Origin of the sequence: Sphingomonas adhaesiva (genome assembly GCF_036946125.1) — a bacterium.
GTDB lineage: Bacteria > Pseudomonadota > Alphaproteobacteria > Sphingomonadales > Sphingomonadaceae > Sphingomonas > Sphingomonas adhaesiva_A.
The window spans coordinates 1175281-1187855 of sequence record NZ_JAQIJT010000001.1 but is presented as its reverse complement, the minus strand read 5'-3'; the positions used below and the strand labels follow the sequence as shown (position 1 = coordinate 1187855).

Genomic DNA, 12575 nt, shown 5'->3' with positions numbered 1-12575 from the left:
TCCTACACGTCCTCGCCGCGCAGGGTTTCCCCACCCTGCGTCGTCGGGGTCTTACCCTGTACGTTGCCCGTCGCGGGCGCCTCGTCGGTCGTGCCGTCGTCCGCCAGCGACTGGCCCGCCTCCGATCCCGGCTTGCGCACCACCAGTTTCTTGGGGTCGCGCATGTCGAAGCGGATCCAGCCCTTGCCCAGCAGCGATCGCGCGCCGTCCAGCTGCGCGAACTTCACCAGCGCCTGCGCCGCGCCTTCCTGCGGCAGTGCCAGCGTCTCGCCGGTGTCGAACGTCAGGTCCCAGCGCCGATTGCCGATCCACGACGCCGCGCGAATGCGCGGGCGCAGCGCGGGCGCGGCGGCGAGCAGCGCCTGATACCCCGCCTCCTGCTGATCCGCGCCCGGCCCGATCACCAGCGGCAGGTTGGGCATCGCCGACGGATCGACCGGCGCCAGCAACCGCCCGCTCGCATCGATCAGCGTCAGCTGGCCGTTGTCCTGCCACACCGCCGCCGGCTCGCGCTCGGTGATGTGGATCAGCAGCCGGTCGGGCAGCCGCCGCGCGACATAGGCGTCCGCGATCCAGCCATAGGCCAGCAGCCGCTCGCGCACCCGCGCGAGGTCGACGCGCAGCATCGCGCGGCTCTGCTGGTCCTCCAGCGCGATCGCATAGACCGTCTCGCGATCCATCCGCTTGAGGCCGGTGATGTCGACCTGCTCGACGCGCAGGCCGGCGCGCGCGCCCGCCTCGGCGATGCCGTTGCCGATCGCCTGCGGCACGCCCATCAGATGGGCGACGAACAGCGCCACCGCCGCCCCGCCGCCCAGCAGTGTCCAGGTCACCGCCTTGCGCAGCCCCTCCTCGCTGACCGGCAGCCTGGCCAGGATACGGTCGCCGAACGACTGTTTCTGCACCCGCCGCCGTCCGGTCCCGGCGGCGCGGCGCGGCGGCGGTGCGCCGCGGCGGATCGTGCGGGTCACGACGCGTCCCGCATCGCCGCGTCGACGATCGCCTGCACCAGCGCGGGGTAGCTCATGCCGGTATGCTTTGCCTGCTCGGGCACCAGGCTCAGCGGGGTCATGCCGGGCTGGGTATTGACCTCCAGCACGAACAGCCCGTCGACCCCGCGCTCGTCGTCCCAGCGGAAGTCCGCCCGGCTGCACCCGCGGCATCCCAGCACGCGGTGCGCCTGCACCGCCAGCGCCCGGCACGCCTGCTCGATGTCGTCGGGGATCGGCGCCGGGAACAGATGCTCGGTCATGCCGTCGGTGTATTTCGATTCGTAATCGTACCAGCCGGACTTCGGCCGCAATTCGGTGACGCCCAGCGCGCGCGGCCCGTCCGCTTCCTCCAGCACCGCCGTCGTCAGCTCGCGCCCGCGGATGTACGGTTCGGCCAGCAGCTCGGCGAACTCCTGCCACGGCCCCGCGCTGTCGCGCCCGATCGGGTTGCCGTGGTTGCCGCCGTCGGTGACGATCGCGACCCCTACCGACGAGCCTTCGTTGACCGGCTTGAGCACATAGGGACGCGGCAGCGGGTCGCCAGCGAACACCTCCTCGCTGGTGACGATCCGCCCGCCCGGCATCGGCACGCCCGCGGGGACGAGCACCTGCTTGGTCAATACCTTATCGATCGCCACGACCGACGTGGCGAGCCCGGAATGGGTGTAGCGCATTCCCATCAGGTCCATCAGCCCCTGCACGCTGCCGTCCTCGCCGGGCGTACCGTGCAACGCGTTGAAGACGAGGTCGGGCGCCGCCTCCGCCAGCCGCGCCGCGACGTCATGCCCCATGTCGATGCGCGTGACGCGGTGCCCCAGCGACTCCAGCGCCTCCGCGACGCCCGCGCCGGAGGTCAGCGACACCGCGCGCTCGGCGGACCAGCCGCCCATCAGGACGACGATGTGAAGCGACTCAACCATGACAGACTCCGTTCGGTTCGAGCAGCGTCGAGCGCAGCCGAAACGCGACCGTCGAGAACGGCTTCTCGACAAGCTCGAAGCGAACGGAGGAGGGGAGCACCATCACGCCCCCACCCCCACGCGCTGTATCTCCCATTCCAGCTCCACCCCGCTCGTCGCCTTCACGCGCGCGCGCACCTCTTCGCCCAGCGCCTCGATGTCCGCACTGCTCGCATCGCCGGTGTTGAGCAGGAAGTTGGTGTGCTTCTCGCTCACCTGCGCGCCGCCCAGCGTCAGCCCGCGGCAACCCGCCCGGTCGACCAGCTGCCACGCCCTGAAACCCTCCGGGTTCTTGAAGGTCGACCCGCCCGTCTTCGATCGCAGCGGCTGCGACGCCTCGCGCGCGGCGGCGATACGGTCCATCTCCGCCTGGATCGCCGCCGGCTCGCCGGGCGCGCCGCGGAAGGTCGCCGCCACCACGATCGCGCCCGCCGGCAGCGTCGAATGGCGATAGCTGTAGCCCAGATCGTCGCGCGACAGCGTCCGCCGCTCGCCATCCCGCAGCACCACCTCCGCGCTCACCAGCACGTCCGCGGTTTCCCGCCCGTAGGCGCCACCGTTCATCCGCACGAACCCGCCCACCGTGCCCGGGATCGAGCGCAGGAACTCGCACCCCGCGATCCCCGCATCGCGTGCGGTGGAGGAGACGAGGATGCCGCTCGCCCCGCCGCCGCACCGCAGCGTCGTCGCATCGACGATCGCCGCCGTCGCGAACGGCTTGCCCAGCCGCACGACCACGCCCGGAACGCCCCCGTCGCGCACGATCAGGTTCGACCCCAGCCCCAGCGCCATCACCGGCACCGCCGGGTCCAGATCGCGCAGGAACGCGGCGAGGTCGTCGGCATCGGCGGGCTCGACCAGCCACTCCGCCGCCCCGCCCGACTTGAACCAGACCAGCGGCGCGAGCGGGGCGCGCGGCGTCAACCGGCCGCGAACCGGGGGAAGCCCGGTGGCCTCGCCGTTCCCCGGCGAAGGCCGGGGTCCAGTGGGAAGCGGCGACCGCATCCTACGAGCCGCCCGCCACCGGGCCCCGGCCTTCGCGAGACCTTTGCGAAAGGCTACACCGTGCTCCTGCGAAGGCAGGAGCCCGGAGTTGCAGGTCCCATAAGGCGTTGTTCTGCTGGGCCCGGGGCTCCTGCCTGCGCAGGGGCACGGCGTGGGCTTGATGCCGCTGCACCTGTTTTGCAAAGGCCGCGCCTTCGTCGGGGAACGGGAAGGAGGACGATCCGATCACCGCCGCGCCTCGATCGCCGCCGCCAGCCCGGCAGCCCATTTCGTGATGTCGCCCGCACCCAGGCAGATGACCTGGTCGCCGCTGCGCACCTCGCTGGCCAGCGCATCGGCGAGCGCATCGGCATCCGCCACCACGTCTGCCTGGCGATGCCCGCGGTCGCGCAGCCCCGCGACCAGCGCCTCGGCATCCACGCCTGCCACCGGCGTCTCGCCCGCGGCATAGACCGGGGTCACATAAACGAGGTCCGCGTCGTTGAACGCGCCGCGGAAGTCCTCCATCAGATTGCCGAGCCGCGAATAGCGATGCGGCTGCACCACCGCGATGACCCGGCCCTGCGCACTCTCGCGCGCCGCCGCCAGCACCGCGCGGATCTCGACCGGGTGGTGGCCGTAATCGTCGACGATCGTGGCGCCCCCACCGCCAGCAAAGGCCACCTCGCCCACCTTGGTGAAGCGCCGCTTCACGCCCGTGAACCGCTCGAACCCGCGCTGGATCGTCGCGTCGTCGATCCCCAGTTCCAGCGCGACGCCGATCGCCGCCAGCGCGTTCTGCACGTTGTGGCGGCCCGGCATCGGCAGGTCGATCCCCTCGATCGAGCGCACCGATCCGTCGCGGTGACGGATCAGCGCCTCGAAGCGGTTGCCGCCGGGATAGGGCGTCACGTTCACCCCGCGCACGTCCGCCGACGCCGCGAAGCCATAGGTGACGATCCGCCGGTCGCGCACCCGCGGGATCAGCGCCTGCACCTCCGGATGATCGAGGCACAGCAGCGCCGCACCGTAGAACGGCACGTTCTCGACGAACTCGACATAGGCGTCCTTCGCCTTGTCGAAGCTGCCGTAATGGTCGAGGTGCTCGGGATCGATGTTCGTCACGACCGCGATCGTGCCGTCCAGCCGCAGGAAGCTGCCGTCGCTCTCGTCCGCCTCGACCACCATCCAGTCGCTGGCGCCCAGCCGCGCGTTGCTGCCGTAGCTGTTGATGATGCCGCCGTTGATGACGGTCGGGTCGACCCCGCCCGCGTCCAGCAGCGCCGCGACCATCGACGTCGTCGTTGTCTTGCCGTGCGTCCCCGCGACCGCCACGGTCGATTTCAGCCGCATCAGCTCGGCCAGCATCTCGGCGCGGCGCACCACCGGCACGCGGTTGCGCAGCGCCTCCTCCACCTCCGGGTTGCCGCGCTTCACCGCGGTGGAGGTGACGACCACCGCCACGCCGTTCACGTTGGCGCCGTCATGCCCGATCGTGACCGGGATGCCGCGTGCGCGCAGCCCCTCGACGACATAGCCCTCCGCCACGTCGCTGCCCTGCACCTTGTAGCCCAGGTTGTGCATCACCTCGGCGATGCCCGACATGCCGATCCCGCCGATGCCGACGAAATGGATCGTCCCGATGTCGGTCGCTACACCCTTCACGCGCCAAACCCCTTCACGCAAACGCCTCCCGCGGCTTGATGACGCCGACATGTACCTGGGCCGTGGGCGCATCCAGGCTCTCGACCAGATCGGCCAGGTCGCTTGCCGCGTTCGGCGCGCCGCACGACCGCGCGCGCCCGGCGGCATTCTGCAACGCCTCCGGGTCCAGCCCCAGCTTCTGCATCTGCTTGGCGAGCTCGCCGGGGGTGAAGGCGGATTGCGGGATCGTCCGCGCGCCGCCCGCCTTCGTGATGTCGCGCGCATTCGCGGTCTGGTGGTCGTCTGTGGCGCCCGGCAGCGGCACCAGGATCGCGGGGCGCCCCGCCGCGGTCAGTTCCGAGATGGTCGACGCGCCCGCGCGCGCGATCACCAGATGCGCCCAGCCCAGCTGCTCGGGCAGGTCGGGCAGGTAGGTCGCCAGGTCGGCGGCGATATCCAGCCTGGCATAGGTCGCGCGCGCCGCGTCGATGTCCTCGATCCGCGCCTGATGCGTCACCTGCAGGCGGCGGCGGAACGCGACCGGCAGCATCGCCAGCCCCTCGGGCACCACCTTGCTCAGCACGCTCGCCCCCTGGCTGCCGCCGGTGACCAGCACGCGGAAGATGCCGTCCTCATCCAGCGCCGGATAGGGCTTCGCCCGCAGCGCCAGCACGCTGTCGCGCACCGGATTGCCGATCAGATGGACCTTGTTCTCGTAGCGCGGGGCGAGCCGCTCGGTCGCGGCATAGCTGGTGGCGATCGCATCGACCTTGCGCGCGACCAGGCGGTTGACGCGCCCCAGCACCGCATTCTGCTCGTGCACCGCGGTGCGGATGCCCGCCGCGAACGCCGCCGACAGCGCCGGATAGGCGGGATAGCCGCCGAACCCGATCACCGCCGCGGGCCTGAACGTGCGATACAGCTCCGCCGCCATGGCGCGCCCCTGCATCATCAGCCGCGCCGCCTTCAGCCAGCCGACCGGCCCGCCCGCGAACCGTCCGGCCGGAATGACATGCGTCTGCACGCCCTCAAAGAGGCCGGGAAACCGCACCCCGCGTTCGTCGCTGACGAGGGCCACGCGGTGCCCGCGCCGCGTCAGCTCCTCCGCCAGCGCCGCGGCGGGGACCATGTGCCCGCCGGTCCCCCCGGCGGCCAGAACGAAGTGGCGGGCTCGTGTCATTCGGCGTTCCAGCGGCTGAGATAGGGACTGCGCAACAGGAACGGGTTGCGCCGGGTAAAGGCGAGCAACAGGCCCATGCCGATCGACAGCGCGATCATCGACGACCCGCCATAGCTGATGAACGGCAGCGTCATCCCCTTCGACGGCGCCAGGCCGGTGTTGACCGCCATCGACACCAGCGCCTGCGCGCCGAACTGCACCGCCAGCCCTGATGCCGCCAGCAGCGTGAACGGGTCCTGCTCGTCCAGCAGCTTCACGAAGACCCGGACCACCACCGCCAGGAAGACGAGCCCGATCACCATGCACGCCAGCAGCCCGAATTCCTCCCCGATGACGGAGAAGATGTAATCCGTATGCGCCTCGGGCAGCCCGAACTTGACCGTGCCCGCCCCCGGCCCCGTGCCGAACCAGCCGCCCGCGGTCAGCGTGCGGTGCGCGGCATCGGTCTGGAAATGGTCCGCCGCGCCCTCGCCCTCGACCCCGGGGAAGAGGAACGCGTCGATCCGCGCGCGCGCCGTGCCGTAGAACAGATACGCCGCCACGATCGCGGCCGGCACCATCGCCAGGAAGCCCAGGATGACGCGCGTCGGCGTGCCCGCCAGCGTGACCAGCGCCAGCCAGATCACGCAGAAGATCACCGTCTGTCCGAAATCGGGCTGGAGCATCAGCAGCAGCGCGACGAACCCGGTCAGCCCCGCGGTGATCGCGGTCACCGGCAGCGTTTCGTCGCGCGACTTGAACGACAGCAGCCACGCGACCGTCACGACGAAGAACGGCTTCAGGAACTCGGACGGCTGGAACTGCGCGAAGCCGAACCCCACCCAGCGCCGCGCACCGTTGACGACCACGCCGACGAACGGCGTCACCATCAGCAGCGCGATGCACACCGCCGCCCCGATCAGCGACATCCGCCGCGCCAGCGTGGCGGGGAGCATCGACACGCCGAACAGCACGGGCAACGACACCGCGACCCAGATCGTCTGGCGCCAGAAATAGTGGAGCGGCGTGAACTTCACATGCTCGCCGGAATACCGCACCGCGGTCGCGGGGGAGCCCGCCGCGACCGCCAGCAGCCCGATCGCGATGAGGAACAGCGCCAGCAGCAGCAGCACCCGGTCGATGTCCCAGAACCAGGTGCCCAGCGGCGACGGATCGCCGCGCCCGCCGCGACCCTTCAGCCGCCCGCGGTCCAGCCCCGTGCCTGCCCCCGTGCCGCCCTGCGCGCGCGTGTCGGTCATGCCAGCGCCTCCACCGCCGCGCGGAAGGCGGCGCCCCGATGCTCATAGTCGCGAAACTGGTCGAATGACGCCGCCGCCGGCGACAGCAGCACCACCTCGCCGCGCTGCGCCTCCTGGGCCGCGATCTTCACCGCGCGCTCCAGCGTCTCCGCCTCGGCGACCGGGACATGCGGGCGCAGCACCTCGGCGAAGCGCGCGCCCGCCTCGCCGATCGTATAGGCGCGCACCACATGGCCGATATGCGGCATGCACGCGTCGAGGTCGTCGCCCTTCGCGCGCCCGCCGACGATCCAGTGGATGCGGGGGAAAGCGGCGAGCGCCGGGGCGGTGCTCTCCGGATTGGTCGCCTTGCTGTCGTCGATCCAGGCGACCCCGCCCAGCGTCGCGACGCGCTCCATCCGGTGCGGCAGTCCGGAAAACGTCTCCAGCGCGCGGTCGATCGCCTCGCCCGGGACGCCCAGCGCCTCCGCGACGTTCAGCGCGGCCAGCGCGTTCTGCGCATTGTGCGGCCCCTGCAACGACGGCCAGCGCGACTGGTCCATGCAGACGCCCGGCGCGATCCTGACCACCGTCGCGCCGCGCGTCCGCGACAGGTCGCGCGCGATCTCCGCGGAGGGCGCGTCGCCGATGCCGACGATCGCGCAATGATCGGGTGCCTGCATCGCGAACAGCCGCGCCTTGGACGCGGCATAGCCCGCGAAGCCGTCATAGCGGTCGAGATGGTCGGGCGTGATGTTGAGCAGCACCGCAACGTCGCAGTCCAGCGACCGCGTCAGGTCGATCTGGTAGCTCGACAGCTCCAGGACGTAGACGCCACCGTCGGGCAGCGGTTCCTGCGCCAGGATCGGCAACCCGATATTGCCGCCCATCCGCGTCGGGATGCCCGCGGCCTCCAGCATGTGATGGACGAGCGCGGTCGTCGTCGACTTGCCGTTGGTGCCGGTGATCCCGACGACGCGGTGCGGCGGCAGGTCGGCGCGGGCTTGCGCGAACAGTTCGATGTCGCCGATGATCGGCACCCCCGCCGCGCGCGCCTTCGCCGCCAGCGGGTGGCGGTTGAGCGGCACCCCCGGCGAGACGACCAGCGCGTCGAACCCGGCGAGATCCACCGTCTCCAGATCGGCCACGACCAGATCCTCCCCAAGCTCTGCTTGGGGAGGGGGACCGTCGCGCAGCGACGGTGGAGGGGCGGATGCGGAACCGTCCCGCATCTGCCCCTCCACCGGCTTCGCCGGTCCCCCTCCCCGAGCGGGCTCGGGGAGGATCGCCGCCCGCTTCGCCTCGTCCGTATCCCACGCCATCACCCGCGCGCCGCCCGCCAGCAGCGCGCGCACGGTCGCCGCGCCGGAGCGCGCCAGCCCCAGCACGGCATAATGCCTGCCCGCCCAGGCGCGCGCGACGATCACCGCAGCTTCAACGTGCTGAGGCCCGCCAGCGCCAGCACCAGCGCGATGATCCAGAAGCGGATCACGACGGTCGGCTCGCTCCAGCCCAGCTGCTCGAAATGGTGGTGGATCGGCGCCATGCGGAAGATGCGCTTGCCGGTGCGCTTGTACCAGAACACCTGGATGATGACCGACAGCGCCTCGACCACGAACAGCCCGCCGATGATCCCCAGCACGATCTCGTGATGCGCGACCACCGCGATCGTGCCCAGCGCGCCGCCCAGCGCCAGGCTCCCGGTATCGCCCATGAACACCGCCGCCGGGGGCGCATTGTACCACAGGAACGCCAGTCCGGCGCCGATGACCGCGCCGCAGAAGATCGCCAGCTCGCCCGCGCGCGCGACGTGCGGGATGCCCAGGTAATCGGCGAACTTCACGTTGCCCGCCAGGTAGGCGATAATCATCAGCGCCACCGCCGCGATGATGACCGGCATCGTCGCCAGACCGTCCAGACCGTCGGTCAGGTTCACCGCATTGCCGAACGCCACGATCACGAAGGCGGCGAACAGCGGATAGGCGTAGCCGAGGTCGATGAAATAGCGGTTGGTGAACGGCAGATAGAGCGCGGTGCCGTTCTCCTGCATGACGATCCACGCCGCGACCGCCGCGATGGCGAATTCCAGCAGCAGCCGCACCTTGCCCGACACGCCCGCGGTGCTCGCCTTGCGCACCTTGTCGTAATCGTCGAGGAACCCGATCGCGCCGAACCCCAGCGTGACGAACAGGCACGCCCAGACGAACGGGTTGCGCAGGTCCATCCAGATCAGGATCGACAGCGACAGCGAGGTCAGGATCATCAGCCCGCCCATCGTCGGCGTGCCGCGCTTGGCGAGGTGGGTCTGCGGCCCGTCGGCGCGGATCGGCTGCCCCTTGCCCTGTCGCACGCGCAGCCAGCCGATGAACTTCGGCCCGATGATGAGGCCGATCAGCAGCGCGGTCGCCACCGCCGATCCGGTCCGGAAGGACTGGTAGCGGATCAGGTTCAGCGCGCCGGGAAATCCCAGCTGTTCGGCGATCCAGAATAACACGTCAGCTCATCCCGCCAGAGAGGCCGGCCACCAGCCGCGCCAGCCCCACCCCGTTCGATCCCTTTACGAGAACCACGTCACCCGGGCGGATCAGGTTGCGTGCCCGATCCAGCGCCTGCGCGGCGTCGGGGACATGGACGAATTCGACGCGCCCCTCAAGCGCCGCCGCCAGCGGCGCCATCGCTTCGCCGACGAGGACGGCCGTTTCGACGCGTGCCGCCGCGACCGGATCGGCCAGACCGGCGTGATACCCCGCCGACCGCTCGCCCAGTTCGCGCATCTCGCCCAGCACCGCGACATGGCGGCCGGGCGCGTGCCCCAGCACCGCCAGCGTCGCGCGCATCGACGCGGGGTTGGCGTTGTAGCTCTCGTCGATGACGGTCGCGGTGCCGCCGGCCACGTCGATGTCGATCCGTGCGCCGCGCCCGGGCAGCCCGCCCAGCTCCGCCAGCGCCAGCCCGGCCAGCGCCAGATCGCCGTCGACCGCCTGCACCGCGGCCAGCACCGCCAGCGCGTTCGACACCCAGTGCGCGCCGGGCAGTGCGACCGTCATGCTCAGCTCGCGCTCGCCGACGCGTGCGGTGACGAACGTGCCGCCCGAGGGCGCCCGCGCCTGCTCGATCGGGTGGACATCCGCGCCCTTTTCCAGCCCGAAGGTCACGATCCGTGCCGCATGAGGCTGCGCCGCGGCGATCAATCGGTCGCGATGCGGGCTGTCGTAGGGCACGATCGCCACCCCGCCGGGCTCCAGCCCGCGAAATATTTCGCCCTTGGCGTCCGCGATCGCGCTTTCGTCGGGGAAGAATTCGGTATGCGCCGGTGCGATCGCGGTCACGATCGCGACATGCGGGCGCACCAGCGTGGTCAGATGCGCCAGCTCGCCGGGGTGGTTCATCCCCATTTCCAGCACCGCGACGTCCGTCTTCGCGGGCATCCGCGCGAGACTGAGCGGCACGCCGGTGTGGTTGTTGTAGCTCTTGACCGAGCGATGCGCGCGCACCGCCGGCGAGCGATTGACCGCGGCGTACAGCGCTTCCTTGGTGGAGGTCTTGCCGACCGATCCGGTGACCCCGATCACCTTGCCCGCCATCCGCGCGCGCGCGGCGCGGGCCAGGTCCTCCAGCGCGGCGAACGTATCCGCGACGCGGACGTGCGGATGCGCCGCCCCCTGCGACAGGATCGCGCCGCCCGCACCCTGCGCGAACGCCTGATCCAGGAAGCGGTGCCCGTCGGTGCTCTCGCCCGTCAGCGCGACGAACAGGTCGCCGGCGCCGACCTCGCGCGAGTCGAACGCGACGCCGTCGACCGCGAAGTCGGCGGACGCGGTGCCGCCCGTGGCCGCAGCGATCTCGGTAGCGGTCCACAGGCTCACAGCGTCCCTCCCCGAACCTGTTCCCCGGCGAAGGCCGGGGCCCAGGTGGGAGCGGCCCGCGTCTGCCACGGCTCGCGCCGCGACGGGACCCCGGCCTTCGCGGGACCGTTGCAAAATGGCTTCGACAGCGCCGCGTACCGGCTGTGCTCCTGCGCAGGCAGGAGCACAGGGTTACTGGCCCCTACAAGCGTTGTTTTGCCTGACCCTGTGCTCCGGCCTTCGCAGGAACACGGTGGAGACTTTTGCAAAGGTCCCGCCTTCGCCGGGGAAGGCGTCGGGGACGGCGATGGGATCACGCCGCCACCTCCCGCGCCACGCTCACGTCGTCGAACGGCAGCACCAGGTCGCCCACGATCTGGCCCTGTTCGTGCCCCTTGCCCGCGATCAGCACGATATCGCCCGCCCCGGCCTCCGCCACCGCCGCGGCGATGGCGGCGCGCCGGTCGCCGATCTCGCGCGCGTCGGGCGCGCCTTCCAGCACCGCGGCGCGGATCGCTGCCGGATCCTCGGAACGGGGGTTGTCGTCGGTGACGATCGCCACGTCGGCGCACGCCGCCGCCGCCTGCCCCATCGGCGCCCGCTTCCCCGCGTCGCGGTCGCCGCCGGCGCCGAAGACGAGGATCAGGCGCCCCCCCTCGCGCTGGCCGACATGCGGGCGCAGCGCCGCGCACGCCGCCTCCAGCGCGTCGGGCGTGTGCGCGTAATCGACATAGACGGGTGCGCCCGACGCCGCGATCGCGGCGCGTTCCAACCGCCCGCGGACCGGCTGCAACCGCGCCAGCCCCGCGATCGTCGTCGCCACGTCGCCGCCGGTCGCGATCACCAGCCCCGCCGCCACCAGCGCATTGGCCGCCTGATACGCGCCGATCAGCGGAAGGGCGACGCGGTGCTCCGTACCCCCGGCCTGGATGGTCAGCCCCTGCCCCAGCAGCGTCAGCTCGCGCGCGATCAGGCGCAGGTCGTCGCCATGCTCGCCGACGCTCACGATGCGGTTGCCGCGCTCGCGCGCGATGTCGATCACCCGCTCGGACTGCGCATCGTCGCGCCAGACCACCGCGACGCCGTCCGCGTCCAGCACCTGCGCGAACAGCCGCAGCTTGGCGGTGAAATAGGCCGCCATGTCGCCATGATAGTCGAGGTGATCGCGGCTCAGGTTCGTGAACGCCGCCGCCCGCACCGGCAGCCCCTCGGTACGATACTGGCTCAGCCCATGGCTCGACGCCTCGAACGCCAGATGCGTCACCCCCTCGCGCGCCAGACCCGCGACATTGGACAGGAAAGTGACCACATCCGGCGTGGTCAGCCCCGTCGTCACCCGTTCATCCGCGGTCGTCACGCCCAGCGTCCCGATCGAGGCGGCGTGATGTCCCTGCATCCGCCACAGCTGGCGGGTCATCTCGACCGTGGAGGTCTTGCCGTTGGTGCCCGTCACCGCGACCGCGACCGGCGGGAACGGCGCGAAGAACCTAGCCGCCAGCCGCGCCAGGCACTCGCGCGGGTTGTGGTCGGCGATATGCACCGCGCCCTCGACCCGCGCCTCGGGACGCGCCACCACCGCGATCGCGCCCGCCTCGATCGCGGCGGGGATGAAGTCCTCGCCATTGACCCGTGCGCCCTCGAACGCGCCGAAGATCGTGCCCGGCGCGACCTTGCGATGATCGATCGCGAAGCCGGTCACCGCGGCGCTGCCGGCATCGGGGCCGCTACCGGGAAAGAGCTGCTCCAGCTTCATC

At 71.3% G+C, this 12575-nt stretch carries 10 protein-coding genes; all 10 read right to left on the bottom strand.

Annotated elements, in window-relative coordinates:
* Positions 1–2 precede the first annotated feature (2 nt).
* Positions 3–971: a cell division protein FtsQ/DivIB gene (locus PGN23_RS05655; protein WP_335301847.1), complete on the bottom strand. Its 969-nt coding sequence runs from the start codon at positions 969–971 to the stop codon at positions 3–5.
* Positions 968–1912, bottom strand: coding sequence for a D-alanine--D-alanine ligase (locus tag PGN23_RS05650; RefSeq protein ID WP_335301846.1), 945 nt, complete (start codon positions 1910–1912; stop codon positions 968–970). The genes PGN23_RS05655 and PGN23_RS05650 overlap by 4 nt, the downstream gene beginning before the upstream one ends.
* A 102-nt stretch (positions 1913–2014) precedes the next feature.
* A complete protein-coding gene (murB, locus tag PGN23_RS05645) occupies positions 2015–2956 on the bottom strand; it encodes a UDP-N-acetylmuramate dehydrogenase (RefSeq protein ID WP_335301845.1) in 942 nt (313 codons plus the stop codon).
* Positions 2957–3181: 225 nt separating this feature from the next.
* Entirely contained in the window at positions 3182–4600 is a 1419-nt protein-coding gene (gene murC / locus PGN23_RS05640) for a UDP-N-acetylmuramate--L-alanine ligase (protein WP_335301844.1), read from the bottom strand.
* Between the two features lie 13 nt (positions 4601–4613).
* Positions 4614–5759 (bottom strand): undecaprenyldiphospho-muramoylpentapeptide beta-N-acetylglucosaminyltransferase, encoded by a 1146-nt coding sequence (gene murG, locus PGN23_RS05635; RefSeq protein ID WP_335301843.1) that lies wholly within the window; start codon positions 5757–5759, stop codon positions 4614–4616.
* Positions 5756–6997: an FtsW/RodA/SpoVE family cell cycle protein gene (locus PGN23_RS05630; RefSeq protein ID WP_335301842.1), complete on the bottom strand. Its 1242-nt coding sequence runs from the start codon at positions 6995–6997 to the stop codon at positions 5756–5758. The genes murG and PGN23_RS05630 overlap by 4 nt, the downstream gene beginning before the upstream one ends.
* Positions 6994–8403: a UDP-N-acetylmuramoyl-L-alanine--D-glutamate ligase gene (gene murD, locus PGN23_RS05625; protein ID WP_335301841.1), complete on the bottom strand. Its 1410-nt coding sequence runs from the start codon at positions 8401–8403 to the stop codon at positions 6994–6996. Before murD ends, PGN23_RS05630 begins: the two co-directional genes overlap by 4 nt.
* A complete protein-coding gene (gene mraY / locus PGN23_RS05620; protein WP_335301840.1) occupies positions 8400–9470 on the bottom strand; it encodes a phospho-N-acetylmuramoyl-pentapeptide-transferase in 1071 nt (356 codons plus the stop codon). The genes murD and mraY overlap by 4 nt, the downstream gene beginning before the upstream one ends.
* Position 9471: 1 nt before the next feature.
* Positions 9472–10842, bottom strand: a complete 1371-nt coding sequence (locus PGN23_RS05615; RefSeq protein WP_335301839.1) for a UDP-N-acetylmuramoyl-tripeptide--D-alanyl-D-alanine ligase — start codon at positions 10840–10842, stop codon at positions 9472–9474.
* Between the two features lie 292 nt (positions 10843–11134).
* Entirely contained in the window at positions 11135–12574 is a 1440-nt protein-coding gene (locus PGN23_RS05610) for a UDP-N-acetylmuramoyl-L-alanyl-D-glutamate--2,6-diaminopimelate ligase (protein WP_335301838.1), read from the bottom strand.
* Position 12575 lies beyond the last annotated feature (1 nt).

Coding starts and splice junctions, on each gene's coding strand:
- PGN23_RS05650 (WP_335301846.1), bottom strand. CDS start 1,912: ATGGTTGAGTCGCTTCACATCGTCGTCCTGATGGGCGGCTGGTCCGCC.
- murB (WP_335301845.1), bottom strand. CDS start 2,956: ATGCGGTCGCCGCTTCCCACTGGACCCCGGCCTTCGCCGGGGAACGGC.
- murG (WP_335301843.1), bottom strand. CDS start 5,759: ATGACACGAGCCCGCCACTTCGTTCTGGCCGCCGGGGGGACCGGCGGG.
- PGN23_RS05630 (WP_335301842.1), bottom strand. CDS start 6,997: ATGACCGACACGCGCGCGCAGGGCGGCACGGGGGCAGGCACGGGGCTG.
- PGN23_RS05610 (WP_335301838.1), bottom strand. CDS start 12,574: ATGAAGCTGGAGCAGCTCTTTCCCGGTAGCGGCCCCGATGCCGGCAGC.